20 protein-coding genes are annotated in these 19181 nt (G+C 64.8%); 19 read left to right on the top strand and 1 reads right to left on the bottom strand.

Annotated features, from left to right (window positions below; genetic code table 11):
* The 9 genes from CHR90_RS05835 to CHR90_RS05875 are packed head-to-tail and all read left to right on the top strand — an operon-like array spanning position 1 to position 7504.
* Positions 1 to 1476 (top strand): phage portal protein, encoded by a 1476-nt coding sequence (locus CHR90_RS05835; protein ID WP_094408050.1) that lies wholly within the window; start codon positions 1 to 3, stop codon positions 1474 to 1476.
* Between the two features lie 10 nt (positions 1477 to 1486).
* Complete coding sequence (locus tag CHR90_RS05840) at positions 1487 to 2728, top strand: S49 family peptidase (protein WP_170941304.1); 1242 nt, start codon at positions 1487 to 1489, stop codon at positions 2726 to 2728.
* Positions 2721 to 3134: a head decoration protein gene (locus tag CHR90_RS05845; protein WP_094408052.1), complete on the top strand. Its 414-nt coding sequence runs from the start codon at positions 2721 to 2723 to the stop codon at positions 3132 to 3134. Before CHR90_RS05840 ends, CHR90_RS05845 begins: the two co-directional genes overlap by 8 nt.
* Before the next feature lie 12 nt (positions 3135 to 3146).
* Positions 3147 to 4157: a major capsid protein gene (locus tag CHR90_RS05850; RefSeq protein ID WP_094408053.1), complete on the top strand. Its 1011-nt coding sequence runs from the start codon at positions 3147 to 3149 to the stop codon at positions 4155 to 4157.
* Positions 4157 to 4549 (top strand): head-tail joining protein, encoded by a 393-nt coding sequence (locus tag CHR90_RS05855; protein WP_094408054.1) that lies wholly within the window; start codon positions 4157 to 4159, stop codon positions 4547 to 4549. Before CHR90_RS05850 ends, CHR90_RS05855 begins: the two co-directional genes overlap by 1 nt.
* Positions 4549 to 5220, top strand: a complete 672-nt coding sequence (locus CHR90_RS05860) for a hypothetical protein (protein WP_094408055.1) — start codon at positions 4549 to 4551, stop codon at positions 5218 to 5220. The genes CHR90_RS05855 and CHR90_RS05860 overlap by 1 nt, the downstream gene beginning before the upstream one ends.
* Positions 5221 to 5274: 54 nt before the next feature.
* Positions 5275 to 6816, top strand: coding sequence for a phage tail sheath C-terminal domain-containing protein (locus CHR90_RS05865; RefSeq protein WP_094408056.1), 1542 nt, complete (start codon positions 5275 to 5277; stop codon positions 6814 to 6816).
* Positions 6817 to 6819: 3 nt separating this feature from the next.
* Positions 6820 to 7239: a phage tail tube protein gene (locus CHR90_RS05870; RefSeq protein WP_094408057.1), complete on the top strand. Its 420-nt coding sequence runs from the start codon at positions 6820 to 6822 to the stop codon at positions 7237 to 7239.
* A 1-nt stretch (position 7240) separates the two neighbouring features.
* Complete coding sequence (locus CHR90_RS05875; protein WP_094408058.1) at positions 7241 to 7504, top strand: phage tail assembly protein; 264 nt, start codon at positions 7241 to 7243, stop codon at positions 7502 to 7504.
* Here CHR90_RS05875 and CHR90_RS19405 read toward each other — a convergent pair.
* Positions 7501 to 7668: a hypothetical protein gene (locus CHR90_RS19405; protein WP_170941305.1), complete on the bottom strand. Its 168-nt coding sequence runs from the start codon at positions 7666 to 7668 to the stop codon at positions 7501 to 7503. The genes CHR90_RS05875 and CHR90_RS19405 overlap by 4 nt on opposite strands.
* 31 nt (positions 7669 to 7699) lie before the next feature.
* Here CHR90_RS19405 and CHR90_RS05880 point away from each other — a divergent pair, with 31 nt between their 5' ends.
* The 10 genes from CHR90_RS05880 to CHR90_RS05925 all read left to right on the top strand — a co-directional run.
* On the top strand, positions 7700 to 9538 hold the full coding sequence (locus CHR90_RS05880; protein WP_094408059.1) for a phage tail tape measure protein: 1839 nt from the start codon (positions 7700 to 7702) through the stop codon (positions 9536 to 9538).
* A gap of 20 nt (positions 9539 to 9558) precedes the next feature.
* A complete protein-coding gene (locus CHR90_RS05885; protein ID WP_094408060.1) occupies positions 9559 to 10875 on the top strand; it encodes a DNA circularization protein in 1317 nt (438 codons plus the stop codon).
* Positions 10872 to 12302: a phage baseplate assembly protein gene (locus CHR90_RS05890; RefSeq protein WP_141210885.1), complete on the top strand. Its 1431-nt coding sequence runs from the start codon at positions 10872 to 10874 to the stop codon at positions 12300 to 12302. The genes CHR90_RS05885 and CHR90_RS05890 overlap by 4 nt, the downstream gene beginning before the upstream one ends.
* Positions 12303 to 12316: 14 nt before the next feature.
* Positions 12317 to 12898: a phage baseplate assembly protein V gene (locus tag CHR90_RS05895; protein WP_094408062.1), complete on the top strand. Its 582-nt coding sequence runs from the start codon at positions 12317 to 12319 to the stop codon at positions 12896 to 12898.
* A 114-nt stretch (positions 12899 to 13012) separates the two neighbouring features.
* Positions 13013 to 13531: a phage GP46 family protein gene (locus tag CHR90_RS05900; protein WP_094408063.1), complete on the top strand. Its 519-nt coding sequence runs from the start codon at positions 13013 to 13015 to the stop codon at positions 13529 to 13531.
* 9 nt (positions 13532 to 13540) lie between these two features.
* Positions 13541 to 14665 carry a baseplate J/gp47 family protein gene (locus tag CHR90_RS05905; protein WP_094408064.1) on the top strand — a complete coding sequence of 375 codons (1125 nt, stop codon included), beginning with the start codon at positions 13541 to 13543 and terminating at the stop codon, positions 14663 to 14665.
* Complete coding sequence (locus CHR90_RS05910; protein ID WP_170941306.1) at positions 14650 to 15495, top strand: YmfQ family protein; 846 nt, start codon at positions 14650 to 14652, stop codon at positions 15493 to 15495. The genes CHR90_RS05905 and CHR90_RS05910 overlap by 16 nt, the downstream gene beginning before the upstream one ends.
* Positions 15488 to 16699 (top strand): peptidase G2 autoproteolytic cleavage domain-containing protein, encoded by a 1212-nt coding sequence (locus CHR90_RS05915; RefSeq protein ID WP_094408066.1) that lies wholly within the window; start codon positions 15488 to 15490, stop codon positions 16697 to 16699. Before CHR90_RS05910 ends, CHR90_RS05915 begins: the two co-directional genes overlap by 8 nt.
* Positions 16700 to 16701: 2 nt before the next feature.
* Positions 16702 to 18300 (top strand): hypothetical protein, encoded by a 1599-nt coding sequence (locus CHR90_RS05920; protein WP_094408067.1) that lies wholly within the window; start codon positions 16702 to 16704, stop codon positions 18298 to 18300.
* A gap of 366 nt (positions 18301 to 18666) precedes the next feature.
* A partial coding sequence (locus CHR90_RS05925; protein ID WP_141210887.1) for a hypothetical protein occupies positions 18667 to 19181 on the top strand: 515 nt, incomplete at its 3' end.

Raw genomic sequence — 19181 nt, forward strand, 5'->3', positions numbered from 1 at the left:
ATGCAGCAGCGCATCCGTGTGCCCGCTGGTCGCCGGGCCATGCCTGGGTCGGCCCTGGCGCAGGTCAGCGCCCGCCCGCCCGGCGATTACGCCCCGGACAGCGGCGCGTGGCCTGCGGCATCGGAAAGCTACCGTTCGACCGGCTGGGGCGCGGAGTATCACGATAGCGACGCCCGCGTGTTCGGCCAGGGTGGGCTGGTGCGGGCGCGATCCCGCGCGGCGGCGGCGCAGAATGGCGTCGCCAAAAGCGGCATCGACAAATATGTGTCCAACGCCATCGGCACGGGCATTGTGGTGCGGTCCGCCCATCCCGACCCGGCGATCCGGGCCGATCTACACCAGCTATTCGATGATTGGGCCGAGGAATCGGACGCAGCGGGATTGCTGGACTGGTACGGCCAGCAAGCGCTGGCGGTGCGGTCGATGCTGGAAGGCGGGGAGGTGTTTGCGCGCCATCGGCAGCGCCGCCCCGAAGATGGGCTGTCGGTGCCCTATCAGGTGGAGTTGATCGAAAGCGAGCATCTGCCGTTGCATCACAACGGGTGGAACGGCAGCAACCGGATCAAGGGCGGGATTGAGTTTGATCCGCTGGGGCGGCGCGCGGCCTATTGGCTGTATCGGTCTCATCCTGGCGCGGCGGTTTGGGATACCGACGCGATCCAGCAAAGCCGCGTGCCTGCCGATCAGGTCATCCACCTGTTTCAGCCGCTGCGCCCGGGCCAAAGCCGGGGCGTGCCGTGGCTGTCGTGGGTTTTGGCGCGGCTGGCGGAGATTGATGAGTATGATGGGGCGGAGGTAACGCGCAAAAAAATCAGCGCGATGTTCACCGCGTTCGTCACATCGGCTAACGCCGTCAGTGATCATGATAACCCGATGGGGCAGCAGTTTGCCCGGGATTTGAATGGCGCGCTGGCCGAACTGATGCCGGGGACGGTGCAGTTTCTGTACCCCGGCGAAACGGTCGACTTCGCCGCGCCCAAAGACGATGGCAGCTATGTGGAGTTTATGCGCGCACAGTTGCGCGGCATCGCTGCGGGTATGGGCGTTACCTATGAACAGTTGGTGGGTGACCTGACGGGGGTAAACTATTCCTCCATCCGCGCCGGGCTGCTGGAATTCCGCCGCCAGGTGGAAATGTGTCAGCACCAGGTGATCATTCATCAGTTCTGCCGCCCGGTTTGGCGGGCTTGGTTGCGGTCGGTGCTGATCGAACATTTCCCCCGGCAGTTCGCCCGCGATCCCGATTTTCGCAAATGGTCGCGGGCGCGGTGGATGCCCCCGGCGTGGCAATGGGTTGATCCTGAAAAGGACATTAAGGCCAGCGTTCTGGCTATCGAGAACGGCTTGACCAGCCGTGCCCGCGTCGTCGCGTCCCAGGGCGAAGATGTCGAAACCATCGACGCCGAACAGCAGGCCGACCGGCAACGGGCGGCTGACCTGGGCCTGCCCTATAGCGGCGTCGCCATCGCGGCGTAAGGAGACAGACATGGATTGGCGTTTGACCGGCCTGCGGGAGATGATCCTGCACGAGGCCGCGCAACCGTCGCTGATCGGCCTGCCCGCCCGCATGGCGGCGGCGCCCGCCGGGCATCGGCTGGGCTGGCAGGACGAGAATTTCAGCGACGATCCCGACGATACGCGCTGGTACGGCCCGCCGCCGTGGGTGCCGGATAGCGAGGGGATTATCACCCTGCGCGTCCGGGGCCTGCTGGTGCCGACTGGCCTGTGGTACTGCGATTACCTGACGTCCTATGACGCCATCGATCTGGTGATCAGCCGGGCCGAAGCGCGCGGCGATGTGCGCGGCGTATTGATGCTGGTCGATAGTCCCGGCGGGGCGGCGGCGGGCTGTTTTAGCTGTTCGGAACGGCTGCGCAGCAGCCCCCTGCCGATAGCCGCCGCTGCTGCGCCGGAAGCCTATTCGGGCGGTTATGCCCTGGCCTGCGCCGCCGACCGGCTGTTCGTGCCGAAGGACGGCGGGCTGGGGTCCATCGGCGTGATCCAAGTGCATCAGGAAATCAGCCGGATGCTGACGGAGGCTGGAGTAACCACCACCGTTTTTCGGGCGGGTGAGCGTAAAGCGCGCCCGAACATGCTGGAGCCGCTGGACGATACCGACCGCGCCGATATTAAAACTGAAATTAGCGCGGTCTGGTCGGATTTCATCGGGCTGGTTGCCGCCCATCGCGGGCTATCCAGTACCAAAATTCAGGGCCTGCAGGCGCGTTGCCTGTCTGGCCCGGCTGCCGTAAGCGCCGGTCTGGCCGATGCGCTGGGCGGGGCGCCGCAGGCGCGAGACTGGCTGAAAACACAAATCGGGGACACATCCATGAGTAATCCAGCAGGGGGCGCGGCCCCCGGCGCGTCGGCGGGCACTGCCGCCGATTCGCAAAGCCTGAGCGACCGCCTGGCAGCGCAAATCGCTGCCGCGCGGGAAGAGGGCCGTAAAGAAGGCGTCGCGGCGGAGCGTGAGCGGGCGGCGGGTATTGTTGCCCTGTGCGATGTGGCGCAAATGCCGAAGCGCGCCGCCGGGCTGATCACGGACGGCAGCGCGCTGGAAGCGGCGGCGGTCAGTCTGCAACGCGCCCGCGCCGATGCGTCGGACGCGGCGGGCGGGCCGGTCGATTCGGGCCAGCCGGGCACCGGTCAGGGGCTGGCCGGGTCGCCGCTGAAGATGGGCATGGCGGAGTTTAGCCGCCGGAAACGGGAGGGCCAGAACAATGGCTAAAACCCTAACTCAGTCGGCGGTGGCCCTGCAGATCGTTCACGAGACCGACGCCAAATATTGCCGGGAGGAGGCGAGTTTGCTGCGCGGGCACGCCTATCCGGCAGGCCTTATCCTGGGAATTGTTACCGAAGATGGGGCGGATAAGGGCAAATTTGGCCCGCACGACCCAACGGCAACCGATGGGCGCGCGGCTGTCGCGGCCATCCTGATCTATCGGCAGTATCCCGACGATACGGTGCCGGTCAGCGGCCCGCCGGTGCGGGTCGCAGTGCTTCGGCGCGGTCCCGCCTCTGTTACCGAGGGATCGCTGATCCGTCACCCATCCATCGACACCGTGGCCGAAAAAGCCGCGCAGGATGCTGACCTGCTGGCAACGCTGGGTATCCGCGTTCTGCCGCAGGCTTAAGGAGTTTTTTCCATGCTTATGCAGGATGTTTGGAACAGCGATGCCTTTAGCGTCGTTGAAATGACGCACGCCCTGAACCAGCAGCCGCCGGTTCCCGGTCGCATTGGTCAATTGAAGGTCTTCGGTCCGGGGCGTGGCATCACCACAGCGACGGCAGTCGTCGAGTATCAGCGCAACAAGCTGGTGCTGATCGACAGCAAGCCGCGCGGTACCCCGGCGGTTCAGTTGGAAACGGCACCCCGCAAAAAAGTGCCGATTTTGGTCCCGCATTTCCCAAAAGAAGCGACGATTTTGGCGGACGAAACGACCGGGGTTCTGGCCTTCGGCTCGACCAACCAATTCGTGACGGTCATGGACCTGGTTGACCAGCGGTTAGCCCTGTTGCGCGCCCAGTTTGATGCGACGTGGGAGTTTCTGTACGCGCGGGCGCTGCACGGTATCGTTATTGATCCGCTGGGCGAAGTTCTATTGGACTGTTTCCAGACCTTCGGGTTTACCGAGGAAACGGTCAATTTCGATCTGACCAACGCGAATTCTGACGTTCCCGGCCATTGCCGGGCGGTCAAGCGGCTGATCGAAAAGAACCTTCAGGGGGATGTTTCTACCGGCGTCCGCGCGCTGTGTTCGCCGGAATGGTTTGATCAGTTTATTTCGCACCCGAAAGTTGTTAAAGCCTATGAAACCTGGGTGGGCTTGCACCCAGTTCGGGATGACGTGCGCAGCGGCTTTACCTTTCAGGGCATTACCTTCGAGGAATATTCGGCTGAAGTGTCGAATTCGAAGGGGGTGCCGCAGCGGTACATCGATGAAGAAACAGCGCGGTTCTACCCCGAAGGAACGCGCCAGACCTTCGATAAGGTTTTTGCGCCTGCCCCCTGGGAAGGCGTTACCAATACCATCGGCCTTCCGCTCTATGCGGCGCTTGAAAGCCTGTCCGATCCCAAGTTGGGGCGGCGCATTGACGCGCAAAGCAATATCATCCCGATGTGCCTGAACCCGAAAGTGCTGGTGAAGGGTATCTGATGGACCCCGCGCGGCTGGCGCGCTTGGCGCTTCGGCCTGCGCAGCGTGCCTTTGCCGAATGGGTCGAGTACCGCCCGCAACACGCCCCGGCCTTCCCGGTTCGGGGCGTTTTTAATGCGGCACACACAGCGCTATCGGGCGAGGGGGAGGTGGATTTTTCCACCACCGCGCCAAGCTTGGGGATCGTGGACAGCGATTTTCCGGCGCCGCCCCGGCAGTCTGATCGGATCGTCATTCGCGGGCGGGTCTACGAGGTGGCCGATGTGCAGCCCGATGGGCCGAACATCGGCAGCCTGCTGATCCTAACCACAACCCAGCAGCGCCCCGATGGGCGCAAGCCGGACCGGATCGATTCGACCCGGCGGATCACCGACCCCGAGGGAATAGATTGATGGATCCTTATCCCTTTCCGCCGCCGAAGGTGCTGGCACCGCTACCGCGCTTGCCCGCGCCGCCGCGCACCCTGATCCGCGACCATGTGGCGGCGCTGCTGATCTATCGCACCGATGCCGGGCAGTTTGTCTACCGGTCAAAAGTCCACCCGATACCGGAGGATATTCCGGCGGCGCTGGTGGTCTGGACGATGGCCGAAACCCGCAAGCAGCAGCCGAACAGCCCGACGCTGTACGATTGCAGCCTGACCTTGGCGGTCGAGCTAAAGGTGATTGCGGCGGAAGGTCATCACCAAGGGCGCACCGATGGCGCGGATGAAGAGGAAAATTGGGATAGCGTCCTAGACCGGCTCTGTACCCAGGTCGAAACCGCGCTTTTCCTCGACCCTTGGCTGAACCGCGTTGCAACGATCACCGATGTAAACACCCGGATGGGGTTTGCGGCGGAGGGGGCGTTTGTGCCCGGCAGCGCCATGATCGAATTTCGGCTGGAATACCCGATGGAAGCGCTGGCCGAAACCCCGGCGGGCACGCTGGTGCTGGGCATGCGGGTCGATGTGATCGACCCCGCCGCCGACCCGAACCGGCTGGGGCGGTTTGATCCGCCGCGCCCGACCGGCCCCGATGGGCGCATCGAAATCGACGCCGGGATTATTCACCGGGCGAAATAGTTGCCACAGGCCTCAAGTAGCGCAAGGCGCGGTAGGCCAACATCTGAGGATAACATGGCTATTTCCTTCAACCTGATCCCGCCGGATCGGCGGGTGCCGGGGCAGTCGTTCGAGTTTGACAGCAGCCGCGCCGGGTATTTTCAGGAACAGGTGCGGGTGGTGCTGATCGGCGCGCGCCTGCCGACCGGCACCGCGCCTGCGGGCGTGCTCGAACGGGTGCAGGGCGTCGATCAGGCGAAAACCCAGTTTGGGCGCGGGTCGATGCTGGCGCGCATGGTGGAGATTTTCCGCCGCAACAATGCCACGGCGGAGCTTTGGTGCCTGCCGGTCAACGATCTGGCGACCCTGCCCGACGATCTGACCATCGATAACGAGGATATCCCGATTGATTATGTCGGGGAGGTGATCCCGGCCACCGGCCGCATCGATTACACCGGTAGCGCGGTGACGGCGGCGGGGGTGATCACGCTGTATATCGGCGGGCAGCGCGTGCGGGTTACGGCGGCGAAGGCGGACGGCCCGGTGCAATTGGCCGTTAAAACCACCATCGCCATTAATCAAGCCCTCGATCTGCCCGTAACCGCCGTGACGGACGGCGATGGCGTGGTGCTGACGGCCCGCCACCGGGGCGAAATCACCAATCAAATCGACCTGCGGCTGAATTATCGCGGCGCGATTGCCGGGGAACGGCTGCCGACCGGCGCGGCGGTGGTGCTGACGCCAATGGCGGGCGGCGCGGGTGACCCGTCGATGCTGACCTATCTGCCGAAGCTGGGGGACGAGCAGTGGTTTGCCATCGTCTGCCCCTATACCGCAGGCGACGCGCAGCAGGTGGTGCAGGAAGAAATGGCGGCGCGCTGGCACCCGGACCGGCAGGTCTATGGGTTGGCGTTTTCCGCCCTGGTTGCGCCGCTGGATGATCTGCTGGACTACGGCCAAACCCTGAACGGCCCTTATCAGTCGGTGATGGGTATCCCCGCCTGTCCGGCCCCGCCGTGGGAAATTGCCGCCGCCTATGGCGGTCAAGCCGCCCTATCCCTGGGGATCGACCCGGCCCGCCCGTTGCAGACCCTGCCGCTGACCGGCATTCTGCCGCCTGCCCAGGGCGACCGGCTGACAATTACCGACAGTAACAGTCTGCTCTATCGCGGTATCGCGACGGCGCAGACCGAGTCGGACGGCACCCTGCGCATCCAGCGCGAAATCTCCACCTATCGGGTGAATGAATGGGGGGAGCCGGACCCGTCCTACCTTGACCTGACCACCCCCGCCACCCTCAGCTATTACGTCCGCTCCCTACGGCAGCGACTGCGGCTGAAGTTCCCCCGCGCCAAGCTGGCGCGGGATGGGGCGCGGATCAGCCCGGGCCAAGCGGTGGTCACACTGGCGACGATCAAGGCGGAGGTGCTGGCCCATTACACCACCCTGGAACGCCTGGGGCTGGTCGAAAATATCGGCGCGTTTGTCGAGTACCTGATCGTTGAACGCGATCCTGCCGACCCGAACCGCGTCAACCTGCTGCTGCCGCCGGACCTGGTGAACCAACTGCGGTTTATCGCCGGGGTTGTGCAGTTCCGCCTAGAATTTGGAGCTTAAGCGATGACCGGCTTTACCTCCGCCACCCGCGCCAACGGCAGCGCGGGCCAGGCGTTTTCGAACCGCATTGCCGGGACGATCTATGTGCGGGTCGATGGCGAGATGCTCTGGGCGCGCGGCGCCTGGAAAGTCAATTTCGCGAGAACCGTGCGCGAAGGCGTGGCGGGCCAGGACCGCGTGCATGGCTACACGGAAAAACCGGCGATTCCCTCGGTCGAAGGGGAAGTGACGGACCGGGGCGAACTTAGCCTCGATAAACTCAGCCAGATCGAAAACGCCACCGTGACGGTCGAGCTTGTGAACGGCAAAACCTATGTTTTGTCAGAAGCTTGGCTGGTTTCCGAACTGTCGATCGAAACCGAGGACGGTAAGTTTTCGGTGAAATTCGAAGGCATGGACATTACCGAACAGATGGGGGCCTAACATGGCGGTGATTACACTGACGCATCCGATCCAAGTGGACGGCAAAGACGTGACCGAATTGACCGTGCCGACGCGGCTGACTTTGGGCGCGCTGCAATTGATGGACAATGAAAAGGGCGAAATCGGCAAGCTGGCGGGGCTGATCGCTGGGGCGTTCAAAATCCCCCTCTCCAGCGCGCGCCAGATGGATGTTGCCGATCTGGGGGCCGTGTCGGAAGTGCTTTTCCCTTTGTTGCCGACTTCGGGCCTGGGTGGGACCGCCTAGCGGGCGATCTTGCCTGCCTGCACCATTGGGCGCCGTCCGAAGTGCGGGCGATGACGGCGGACGAATTCCACTGGTGGGTGCGGCACACCCGGCGCGTGGCACAGGAGATGCAGCGCTCCTAGCCCATCGGTCGCCCTAGTCGCTTCCTTTGTTTCTTCCACCATAAGTTGCGGTTTGCGCCGAAGAGAGTCAAAAATGGCGGGAAACATCTCGGCAGCGATTAAAATTCTGCTGTCGGCAGTCGACCGGGCATCGGCCCCGATCCGCGCTGTGCAAGCCCGGTTGTCGGGCATCACAGCAGCGGCGGCGCGGGCGCGGCTGGCGCTGGCAGCCTTGGGTGAAATCAAGGGCCTCGATAAGCTAAAAGCCGGGTTGGGCGGCGTGCTGGGGCACCTTAAGGGGATTGCGGGGCAGGCGGCGGGCTTGGCGGCGCCGGTCGCGGCGCTCTTCGGCGGGGCGTCGATTGCCGGGATACTGGGGGCGGTCAAGGCGACCAGCGACTATGCCGACGAGATTTCTGGCGCGGCGCAGATCGCCGGGGTGGCGGTCGAACAGTTTCAGGCCCTGGCCTATGCTGCCGATCAGGCCAATGTGCCGACCGAGGTTCTGTCCAAATCCTTCAATATTCTGAATAAAAACATCGCCTATGCCCGTTCAGGGAATAAAAAAGCCGCTGAAATGTTCGCGGCAATGGGCCTGTCGGTCGATGAATTGAAACAACTATCGCCCGATGAAGTTATGCGAAAGCTGGCCGATAGTTTTGAAAAGATCGAAAACCCGTCCCTGAAATCTGCCGCTGCAATGGCGATTTTTGGTAAGGCGGGCGCGCAGCTTCTCCCCTTCTTTGAAGGTGGGTCAAAATCCATCGGGGAGATGGAGGATAAGGCCAAGCGCCTTGGCATCGTTATGGGGGGCGATGGCATCGATGCGGTTAAGGATTTTGGCGATAACGTCAGTACCTTAATGCAGTCGATCCAGGGGCTGGCGCGCAGCATCGCCGTCAAGGTGATCCCTTACCTTGAGCCGCTGGTGTTGCGGATGACCGACTGGATCGCCGCTAATCGCGAGCTGATCGCCACCAAGGCCGGGGAGTTTGTCGAGAAACTGGCAGGCTGGCTGCAGCGCATTGATTTTGATGCGGTCTTGCAGGGGATTACCGATTTTGCGGCGGGGGTGCAGCGGATTGTCGATTTTCTGGGCGGCTGGTCAAACGCCCTGACGCTGCTGGCCTTGAGCCTGACCGGGCTGCTGGGGCCGATGGTCTCGGTGGCAGGCGGCACGGCGCAAATTGCCATCTCCCTCACGCGGCTGCTGCCGGGCTTGGCGGCGGCAACCGGCGGATTTGCAAGGTTCGGCCTGCGCGTTGCGGCGCTGGCGGTGGGCTTGGGCGGGCGGTTGGCCCTGGCGCTCGCCGGGCTGGTGCCCGCGCTGATGGCACTGATCCCACCGATTATATCGGTCGGCGCGGCGATCTTGGCGACCCCTATTGGCTGGCTGCTGGCGGGGATCGCCCTTATTGCCGGGGCGGTCTACCTGATCATCAATAATTGGTCCGCGCTGGGCGATTTTTTTACCGGCCTGTGGGACGGCATCAAAGCGCTATTCGGCGGGCTGATCGGCTGGTTTGCCGATATCGGCGGGCGCTGGATTGGCGCCTTATGGGGCGGGCTGAAATCGGCCTGGGGTGGCCTGTGGGGCTGGATTACCGATGCGGTTAGCGGCTTGGTCGATCTGATCACTGCGCCCATTCGGGCCGTGTCGGGGCTTGTGACCAATACGATTACGGGCGGCGGGGCGGCGCCGATGGCGGGCAGCGCGGGCAGCGGTGGCGGGCCGGTGGTTAATGCCGGGGGACTGCGGGAGGGGACGGGGTTAATCCCCCCGGCAGCGGGACCGGCGCGGGCGCAGGTTGGCGGCGAAATGGTGGTGCGGTTTGAAAACCCGCCGCCGGGCATGACGGTCGAGAAATCGACCAGCGACACGCCCGGGCTGACTTTCCGTCCCGATCTAGGACCGGCCTGGGGCATCGCGTAAAACCAAAGGGTAAAATCAACATGGCTTGGCGCGACCGTTTGCAGCCCGCAAGCTTTCGCGGGGTGCCGTTTTTTGTCGATTCCGCTGATCTAGAAGCGGGGCGGCGGGTGGTGCTGCACGAATATCCGCTGCGCGACCTGCCGTCCGCCCAAGATTTGGGGCGGGCGCAGCGGAAATTCGGGGTAACGGCCTATGTGCTGGGCAAGGATTATCTCGATGCCCGTGACCGGCTGCTCAAGGCGCTTGAAACCGGCGGCGCCGGAACCCTGATCCTGCCGACCTGGCCCGCCCAGCAAATGGTGCTTGCGGCACCCGCGCGCCTATCGGAAAGCAAAGAGGAAGGCGGCATCTGTCGGATATCGTTGCAGTTTGCCGAGGCGGGGGAGCCGGTGCATCCGGCAGCGGCGGGCGGCGGGCCGAACGCGGCGGCGGAACGGGTTACCGTTGCCCGGCGGGCGGCGCGTGACCGGTTTGCCGGGGATTGGCGCATGCGCCAGCCAAACGGCGGGCTGCTGTCGAGCCTTGTGACGGATGCTTTAGGCGATGAATGGGGCGGGTTGCTGGTGGCGCTCACGGCGGTTGCCAGCGATACCGGCAGTCTGACCAGCGCGGGCGGCGTCCTGCTGGGTAGCTTGCTGGGCGATTTCACGGCGGGGGACCGCCAGAGTATCGGTGATGGTGCGGCGCTGGCGGAAGGGCTGCTGGGCATTGTGGCAGGGTTGGTCGATCCGGTGGCGGGCACTTTGGCGGCGGACCCGCTGTTGCGCGCGCTTGCCGCGCTGGTTTATGTGCCGCAATGGGGCGCGGCGGGTACGGGGGTAGCCTACCCGCGCGGATCGGCGCAACCCGGCTGGGCTGCCAATTGGCCGATGTCCAGCAATCGCCAGATTTTGCGCGGCAACCGCTCGGCTTTGGCCGATCTTCTGGGGCAGGCGGTGGTGATCGAAACCGCCCGCCATGTCACCGACTACACCCCCGCCAGCACCCGCGACGCCATCACCCGGCGCGACCGGCTGATCGAGGGGCTGGATGAAGCGGTGGATCGAATACAGGTATGGGATGCCACCTATACGGTAGCAACCGATGCCGACCGGGGGCAATCCGCCGCGCTGACCGAGGCGCTGACGGCCTGCGTTATCGGCGCGGCGGACGCGCTGAATGCGGCGGCGAGCCTCGTGCGGTTAACCCAAGTGACACTAACCCAGACCCTGCCCGCTGTGGTGCTGGCCTATGACCGGAGCGAGGACGAACGCGGCGCCGACGATATCGTTCTGCGCAATCGGATCATCCATCCGCTGGCCCTGCCCGCTGGGGTGCCCTTGGAGGTGAAGGTATGATTGATACCCCACTGGTCCCCCCAATGGAGCCGGTGACCCTGATCCTTGACGGCGGGGCCATCGAAGGCTGGACCGAAGTCCGGGTATCGCGCGCGCTTGATCACGCTGCGGGAGATTTTAGCCTCGGGCTGACCGACAAAAGCCGGGGGCCGGATGGGGTGGCGGTCCCGGCGCGGCTGTATTGCGGGGCGGAGTGCCGGGTGGCCATCGGCGGCGATATCGTGCTGACCGGCTATGTCGATGATGTGTCGATCAGCTATACCGCCACCAGCCACGCCATCCGCGTTTCGGGCCGGTCAAAAACCTGCGATCTGGTGGATTGTTCGGTCGATCCCGCTTATTCGGGCGCAGGTAAGGGCGGTAAGGAAAAGCCGCTGTCCGGCCTGTTTGATAAGCGCGGGGAAATTGCCCGCAGCGTGCGCGGCGATAAAGCGGTGACCGCCGGGCTGGCGACCCAGGCCGAACCGGTCAAGCAAGCCCCGGCGGCGGCGGAAGGCGGGCATTTTCGCGGGCAGCGGCTGGGGCAGGTGGCGCAAGCGCTGGCGCGCCCCTATGGCGTAACGGTGCTGGCAGTCGGTGATACGGGCGAACCGTTACCGGGCATTACGGTCGAGAAAGGGGATAAGGTTTTCGATGTCATCGAACGGTTGTGCCGGTTGCGCGGCCTTTTGGCGAGCGACGACGCGCGGGGAAATCTTATCCTTGCCCGGCCTGGCGGTGGCCGCGATCAAGGCACGCTCACCCTCGGAAAAACCATCCTGGCCGGAGACGCCAAATTCTCGATCAAAGACCGATATTCCGAATACCGCGTCTTCGGGCAGTCCCCCAGCCTGCACCGAGACGCCTACGGACGCACCAGTGACGACGACGAACTTATCGACCCCGACGATACGGACAATGATGGGCCTGCGGCTGACGGCCCGGCGGTAGCCCCAGAGGATCGGGACGATATCGCTGACCGCGCCGAAGCGGTGGCAGTCGCCCAGGGCGTTGCCCGCGATGCGGGCGTGCCGCGCTACCGGCTGCTGGTGGTGCAGGCCGAAACGGCGGCGGAGGCGGGCGGCGTCCAAGGGCGGGCCGAATGGGAAGCCGCGCACCGTTTGGGCAAGAGTTTGGAGCTAACCTATACGGTGCCCGGTTGGCGCAGCGCGACCGCCCGTCTGTGGGAAACCAATGGCACGGTGTGGCTAGCCGACCCGCTGGCGGCGCTGGATCGCAGCTTGATCGTCGCGGGGTTGGAATTCGCCCTCGATAATCAGGGCGGCATGGTGACCCGGCTGACCCTGGCCCCGGCAGAAGCCTACCTGCCCGAGCCGTTGAAAGCCAAAAAGCCCAAAAGCGGCGGCGGGCGCGATAGCGACGGCAAAACCAAGCCGCAGGGCCTGTTCGGTCCGCGCGGGGAAATTTCGACCGGGGTGAACGGTTAACCAGGGGCAACCTTATGGATCAGGATACGCTGGGTCGGGCGGTCGCCCCGCTGGGGCGGCGCGCCGGGCGCATGATTGCGCGGGGAATCATTGGGGTCACTCGGCTGATCAAAGGGCGGCAGGTGGCACAGACCGGGCGCTATGCCGAGGAAACCCGCGACGATACCGAAGTGTTTCAGGACTATGGTTTTGCCAGCCGCCCGCATCCAGGGGCAGAGGCGGTGGTGGTAGCGCTGGCGGGCGATGCGTCCCACCAAATCATCATCGCCGTCGAGGATGCCCGGTATCGATTCGGCCCGCTGAAAACCGGCGAAGTCGCGCTGTACGATGATCAGGGGCAGCACGTCTACCTGTACCGCGACGGAATCCGCGTCCGCGACCGCCACGGCAATGAAGCGCTGCTCTCGGCAGCCGGACTCGCCTTAACCAGCCCAACGGCTGCGCGGGTCACAGCGCCGCAAGTGATTGTCGATAGTGGCGATATTCGCTTGGGCACCGATGATCTACGCCCGGTCGCCCGGCTTGGCGATCCGGTGCAGGTGGATGGCAAGACCGGCTCGATTATTGGCGGGTCCGATATCGTCAGGGCCGGTTAGGGATAGGTTCTTTTTTGACGCAAATGCGTCGTCGCGGGTCGCGCCCGCTCGGGATTTGCTATTTATTTTTGACGCAAATGCGTCGTCGCGGGTTGCGCCCGCGCGGGATTTGCTATGGACCCTAAAATCATCTGGTCATCGGAAACCTGGGACGGCGATCTGTCGTTTCTGCCGCCCGACCTGCAGCATGACGACGATCTAATGACCGCCGTGCTGATCAGCCTGTTCACCGACCGCCGTGCGTTGCCGGACGATCCGTTGCCCGATGGGGTGAGCATCTGGCGCGGGGTGGAGGGGGATGCTGTTCCGGTGCTTTCCGGGCGGCGCGGCTGGTGGGCCGACCCGACCCTAGACGCGCTGCCCGATGGGCGGGCCGATTGGATCGGCTCGCGCCTCTGGTTGCTGTCCCGCGAAAAATGGACGGCGGCGGTGGCCGAACGCCTGCGGCTCTACGCCGAAGAGGCGCTGGCCTGGTTGATCGACGATGGCGTTGCCGACCGGGTGACGGTTGCGGTGGCGCGCGGTCCGTTTCAGGTCATTCAACTGTATGTGGAAATCCTGCGTACCGGCGGCGCGGTGTTTACCGGGCGCTTCGATTGGGCCTGGTCGGATTTGTTTAAACTCCAGCAATAGGGCAATCCCATGCCGTTCTTCAGACCGTCTCTGCGCGACCAAGTAGCGCGGATCGGGGCGGATATTGCCGCGCGCCTGCCCGGCGCTAATGCCGGGCTGCGCCGGTCAGTGCTGGGGGTACTGGCCCGCGTTTTCGCGGGCGCGGTCGATGGCCTCTATGGCTATCTGACCTGGCTGGCGCGCCAGATTTTTCCCGATACGGCCGAAACCGCGTATCTCGACCGCTGGGCTGCCATCTGGGGCGTTACCCGTAAACCAGCCGCGCGGGCCTTTGGCGCGCTGCGCGTCACCGGCTTCGTCGGCGCGGTCATTCCAGCGGGCACGGCCTGGGCCTATCAACCCGGTATTGGGGATGATGGGCAGGTGCTGCCGACCGTACTGGTGGAGGCGGTGGCGGAAGCGCAAATCCCCGCAGCGGGCTTTACCCTTGTATCGGCCCGCGCGGTGGAAGCGGGGGGTGGCGGCAGTTTGCCCGCCGATGCGCGCCTATCGCTGGTCAATGCCGTGCCGGGCGTGCTGCCCGATGCGCGGGTTGAAACCGCTTGGTCGGGCGGCGCCGATGTGGAGGATGACGAGAGCCTGCGGGAACGGCTGCTGGCGCGCATCCAGCGCCCGCCAGAAGGGGGTGCGGTTCACGATTACCTCGCCTGGGCGCTGGCAGTGCCCGGCGTTAGCCGCGCCTGGGTCTACCCGCACCGGATGGGCCTCGGCACCGTCGGCGTGGCGGTCATGTGGCAAGCGGGCGGTGGCGCGGATCGGCCAGCGACGGACGCCGAACTGCAACTGGTGTTTAACACTATCGATGACCGCCGCCCGGTGACGGCCGGGCTGTTCGTCTTTGCCCTGCGCCCCGTTGCCATCAACCTCGTGATCCGGCTCAAGCCGCCGACCCAAGCGGTGCGCGATGCGGTGCGCGCCAATCTGCTCGATCTTTTCATGCGCGAGGGGGCGCCGGGGGGCGTGCTGCTGATCTCCCACATTCGGGAAGCGATTAGCACGGCCCTGGGCGAATGGGACCATGTGGTCGATCCGCCGACCGGCCCCGGCATCGCCAACGATCAATGGGGCAACGCCGTCATGACCGACGCGACCGGCATTCCGGTTTTGGGGACGATCACATGGCTGCCCCTATAGTCCCGGCGCTGCCGGAAGAACTGCTGGTGCCCTGCGGCGCGACGGACGAGGAATACCGCCAAATGATGGCGGACCTGCTGCCGCTCGGCCCGGTCTGGCCCCGGCGGCGCGACAGTACCCTGCAAAAGCTGCTGCTAGCCTTCGGCGCCGAACTGGCCCGCGCCCATAATCGGGGCTGCGATCTGGCGCGGGAGGCGGTGCCGTCCGACTCGGTGGAGCTTTTGCCGGATTTGGAGCGGGTCACCGGCCTGCCGGACGAATGTGAACCGCCGGGGGAATCAACCATCGAGGCCCGCCAGCGCCGGGTAGTGGCGAAGCTCAATCACCGGGGCGGGCAGTCGATCCAGGTCTATAAAGACCTAGCGCGCGATAGCTTCGGGATCAGCCTGTGCGTGCGGGAATTCCGCCCGTTTCGGGCCGGGCCGGATCGCCCGTCGATTGATCCCGTCTATGCGCCCGGTGCTGTGAACGCGCAGAGCGCTGGGGGGGCGGCACCGACCGGCTTTGTCGTCGGGCGGCGGTTGCAGTCCGAATTCTACGGGCACGCGGGCGCGCCCCTGTCGAACAACGACTGGCGTTTCGTCTGGTCGGTCTGCCTCTGCGATCCCGCCAGCGCGCCACCCGGCGCGCAAGAAATCAAATTCAGGGCAGGGGCCAAGCCGCACCCGGCGCAAATCGGGGCGCTGGGTCGGGCCGGAGACCCGTTGCGGATCTACGAGGATAACCTCGTTTGGCTGCTCTGCCTGATTAACCGGAACAAACCGGCGCACACGCTGCTGCTGTGGAACGTGTTGTGCCCTGACCTAATGGATAGGTTCAAAAATGCATAGGATCGATGGGGAGGGGGCAACCCCGGACGGGCGGTTTACCGAGGGCAACCCATTAACAGGGGAAATCCCGACAGTCGTCACCAAGGGCTGGCTGAATGATCTGCAAGAAAATATTATGCGCTGCCTGCGCGAAGGGGGGATTCCGGCTACCAAAGGCCGCGACCTCGACCTGTGGGACGCGATCATGGCCGGGGCGACCAAGATCGTTACCGATATTCTGCAGAGTTTCGAATATGTGCAGGATGGCGGCAATGTGACCGGCACCATCAAGGGCGGCAAGTTTCGGTTAAACGCCCCCGCTGGCCCGACGATCCCCACCAGCCTTACCCCGTCCGGCGGTAATGTGACCGGCACCATCAATGTGCTGGCCGGTACCTTTACCCTGACAGCGGCGGGCGGGGGCAGCGGCGGCGGGGAAGGTCCGGCCATTCCCGATGGGATTTTGGCGATTGGCTCGGGGACCGGCCTTCGCGCTGCGCAAGGCGGCGGCAAACAGGCTTCCTGGGATAATGGCGAGCTTGGCGTTTCCGGCGTCATTAGTTGCGGCAATGGCTATATTCGCTCGTCGGTCTACGAAGGGCAGCCGCTCGCGGGATCGGGGAATGGGCTGTTCCACGCGACGATTTTCAGCGATCCCAGCCCGGACCATAATTTCTACGTCGCGGCGTCCAATTCGGTCCCGGCCAATCCCGGCGGGGTGCGGAAATTCGCGGTCGATATGACCGGATCGATTTTTGCCAGCAACGCCAGCATCGGCGCCGCCGACTATGCTGAATGGTTTGAAGGGCAGCCCGATATCGGCGTCGGCGTGACGGTAGTGCTGGGGGCGGAGGGGGTGCGCCGCTTCGATGCCGCCCGCGACCGCCCCAGCCATATCATCGGGGTGACCCGCCCGCGCGAAACCCGCGCGGCGTTGATCGGCAATGCCGCCGAAGCCCATTGGGCGCGGCAGTATTTGACCGACGATTTCGGGGCGCCGATCTGGGAGGAAGGGGTTACCGACGATGGCGAACCCTTCCGCCGCTGGGCGCTAAACCCGGCGTTCGACCCATCCCGCCCTTATGTCCGGCGCTCGCAGCGGGCCGAATGGTCGCTGGTCGGCCTGCTGGGGCAAATCCCGGTCCGGGCCGGACAAACGGTCAACCCGCGCTGGCGGTTGATTGGCGCGCTGTCCGACACTGTTAATCTCTATTTCGTGAGGTAATCATGCCGCGTCTGGCTTTAGAGTTTGGGTCGCTGCTCAATAATGACGGCGAGAAGCTGAAAAGTGCGTTCAGTAAAATCGACGCGATGACGGATGAGATTTATACGCTCATTGGTCTCGCTCAACCCAAAACCCCGTTTCTGACCAGCCTGCTCGGCGTAAGTTCGGCGGGGCTTTTGGCCCGCGCATCGGACGGGACGGCGGCGGTGCAGACTTTGGGCGCCACCGGGCAATCGCTGGTGGCGGCGGCATCGGCGCAGGCGGCGCGGGATGTCTTGCAACTGGGGGCGGCGGCGCTGCTGGGCACCAGCGGGGCGGGCAGTGTGGTGGTGCGGGATGCCAATGGGCAACTGCCCTACGATAGCGTCCCCAAAACCGCCTGGGTCGATGTATCCGGTAAGCCGCTGAACTTCCTGCCCTCGCCGCACACCCACCCTTGGGGCGAATTGGTTGGCGTGCCATTTGTGGTTCAGGCCCTGGCCGGGCTTGCCAGCCAGGGGCTGGTGACGCGGACAGCGGTGGGGTTGGATGTTACCCCGTCCAGCGCCTTGGGGTTGTCGCTGCTGGGCGCGGTGGATGCCCCGGCGGCGCGGGGACTGCTGAACCTGGGGGCGGCGGCACTGCTGGGCACGGCGGGGGCCGGGTCGGTGGTGACGCGCGGCGCCGATGGCACGATTGCCCCCGGCGATCTGCCCGCCATTGCGCTGAATGATACGTTCGAGGCGGGTAGTCAGGCGGCAATGCTGGCGTTGACGGCACAAAAGGGTGACGCCTGCGTGCGCACCGACCTGAGTAAAACCTTCCTGCTGGCCGCCGATCCGGCCTCGGTGCTGGCCAACTGGAAGGAAGTGCTGGCGCCGGTCGGGTCGATTGCGTCGGTCTTCGGGCTAACCTCTTCCGCCGTATCGATCCTCGGGCTGACGGGGTTGGCCGGGTCCGTCGAGGATGCCGACGCCCTGCCGATCTATGACGCCTCTGCCGGGGCGCACGCCCGGGTCACGCGCGCGGCGCTGCTGTCGATGCTGGCGGCACCGGACGGTAAAACCGGGCTGACCGATGGGTCGGCGTCGCTGATGGTCGCCAATTCGGCGGGCACCCTGTCGAAAGTCGCGCTGTCCGATTGGATCGGCGGCCATGCCGCAAACTCCGGCCCGCTCGATACCGATTCGCTGCTGATCGGCCCGCTGGCAGGCCTGCCGAAGCGCACCACCCTGGCGCAATTGTTCAACGGGCGGACCCTGCAGAACAGCCGGCTGATTGGCGTCACGGAAACCAAGCAGGCGCGGACCGATATTTCCGGCGCGGTGACGATGGGCACCTATCAGGTCGGCAATACCTACCATTATCGGCTGACCGGCAACGCCACCCTAACCCCGCCGACCCGCCCGACCGCCACCAATGGCGCGGTGGGGATTACGGTGATTGTCGAACAGGACGGCACGGGCGGGCGCACCTTCGGGATCACCCCTGCGTCTGGCGAAACCATTCTATGGTCGGGCGGTAGCGCGGGGACGATCAACCCCGCCCCGAACAGCATCACCGTGTTTTCGCTGATGAGCTGGCAGGGCGCGACCGTCTGGCTGGCGAGCAAATGGATCTAGCATGCTGATCGATTTTCGCACCCGCACGGGCGGCAGCGGTCCGCCCCTGCCGGTCTGGCGCACCGTCAATGCGCCCTCATGGGCCTATTGGCAGTGTATTGCCACCAATCGCGCGGGGCGGTGGGTGGCGATTGGCACCCTGCCGACCAATGCCAATTATACGGTTTCTGCCGTGTCCGACGATAATGGCGAGACCTGGCAATATGACGGCGCGGGGTCGCTGCTGCCCTTTGCTGGGGGTATCCATCGGCTGATTTTCAATGCCGGGCTGTTTATCGCGGTGGGGGTTTATGGCGTTGCGACCTCTCCCAACGGACGGACCTGGACGAACCAGACCGCCNTGCCACCAATCGCGCGGGGCGGTGGGTGGCGATTGGCACCCTGCCGACCAATGCCAATTATACGGTTTCTGCCGTGTCCGACGATAATGGCGAGACCTGGCAATATGACGGCGCGGGGTCGCTGCTGCCCTTTGCTGGGGGTATCCATCGGCTGATTTTCAATGCCGGGCTGTTTATCGCGGTGGGGGTTTATGGCGTTGCGACCTCTCCCAACGGACGGACCTGGACGAACCAGACCGCCAGCCTGCCCTATGCCCCCAGCCCGGCGAACGGCTATTTTGCCGCCCTGGCCTTTGGGGGGTTCGCGCTTATGCCCTACCGGACCCACTCTGTGCATGGGGTGGGGGCGGGGCCTTGGTATGCTAAACCGCTACCGGTTGCCGAAAATTGGGCGGAAATGCTGGGGTTCGGTACTGGGACGGTTCTGCTGATTTCCCAGGGTGGGGGTAACGGCAGTACGGTGCTGCGGTGGCAGATTAGCCCCGCTGACTACGAGACGATGCCGTCCATCCCTGCGCCAATCTGGCGCGGCGCGACCGG

Source organism: Elstera cyanobacteriorum, assembly GCF_002251735.1.
Taxonomy (GTDB): domain Bacteria; phylum Pseudomonadota; class Alphaproteobacteria; order Elsterales; family Elsteraceae; genus Elstera; species Elstera cyanobacteriorum.

Excerpts from the sequence above, each read along its gene's own strand:
- CHR90_RS05835 (WP_094408050.1), top strand. The coding sequence starts at position 1 with ATGCAGCAGCGCATCCGTGTGCCCGCTGGTCGCCGGGCCATGCCTGGG.
- CHR90_RS05840 (WP_170941304.1), top strand. The coding sequence starts at position 1,487 with ATGGATTGGCGTTTGACCGGCCTGCGGGAGATGATCCTGCACGAGGCC.
- CHR90_RS05845 (WP_094408052.1), top strand. The coding sequence starts at position 2,721 with ATGGCTAAAACCCTAACTCAGTCGGCGGTGGCCCTGCAGATCGTTCAC.
- CHR90_RS05850 (WP_094408053.1), top strand. The coding sequence starts at position 3,147 with ATGCTTATGCAGGATGTTTGGAACAGCGATGCCTTTAGCGTCGTTGAA.
- CHR90_RS05855 (WP_094408054.1), top strand. The coding sequence starts at position 4,157 with ATGGACCCCGCGCGGCTGGCGCGCTTGGCGCTTCGGCCTGCGCAGCGT.
- CHR90_RS05860 (WP_094408055.1), top strand. The coding sequence starts at position 4,549 with ATGGATCCTTATCCCTTTCCGCCGCCGAAGGTGCTGGCACCGCTACCG.
- CHR90_RS05865 (WP_094408056.1), top strand. The coding sequence starts at position 5,275 with ATGGCTATTTCCTTCAACCTGATCCCGCCGGATCGGCGGGTGCCGGGG.
- CHR90_RS05870 (WP_094408057.1), top strand. The coding sequence starts at position 6,820 with ATGACCGGCTTTACCTCCGCCACCCGCGCCAACGGCAGCGCGGGCCAG.
- CHR90_RS05875 (WP_094408058.1), top strand. The coding sequence starts at position 7,241 with ATGGCGGTGATTACACTGACGCATCCGATCCAAGTGGACGGCAAAGAC.
- CHR90_RS19405 (WP_170941305.1), bottom strand. The coding sequence starts at position 7,668 with ATGGTGGAAGAAACAAAGGAAGCGACTAGGGCGACCGATGGGCTAGGA.
- CHR90_RS05880 (WP_094408059.1), top strand. The coding sequence starts at position 7,700 with ATGGCGGGAAACATCTCGGCAGCGATTAAAATTCTGCTGTCGGCAGTC.
- CHR90_RS05885 (WP_094408060.1), top strand. The coding sequence starts at position 9,559 with ATGGCTTGGCGCGACCGTTTGCAGCCCGCAAGCTTTCGCGGGGTGCCG.
- CHR90_RS05890 (WP_141210885.1), top strand. The coding sequence starts at position 10,872 with ATGATTGATACCCCACTGGTCCCCCCAATGGAGCCGGTGACCCTGATC.
- CHR90_RS05895 (WP_094408062.1), top strand. The coding sequence starts at position 12,317 with ATGGATCAGGATACGCTGGGTCGGGCGGTCGCCCCGCTGGGGCGGCGC.
- CHR90_RS05900 (WP_094408063.1), top strand. The coding sequence starts at position 13,013 with ATGGACCCTAAAATCATCTGGTCATCGGAAACCTGGGACGGCGATCTG.
- CHR90_RS05905 (WP_094408064.1), top strand. The coding sequence starts at position 13,541 with ATGCCGTTCTTCAGACCGTCTCTGCGCGACCAAGTAGCGCGGATCGGG.
- CHR90_RS05910 (WP_170941306.1), top strand. The coding sequence starts at position 14,650 with ATGGCTGCCCCTATAGTCCCGGCGCTGCCGGAAGAACTGCTGGTGCCC.
- CHR90_RS05915 (WP_094408066.1), top strand. The coding sequence starts at position 15,488 with ATGCATAGGATCGATGGGGAGGGGGCAACCCCGGACGGGCGGTTTACC.
- CHR90_RS05920 (WP_094408067.1), top strand. The coding sequence starts at position 16,702 with ATGCCGCGTCTGGCTTTAGAGTTTGGGTCGCTGCTCAATAATGACGGC.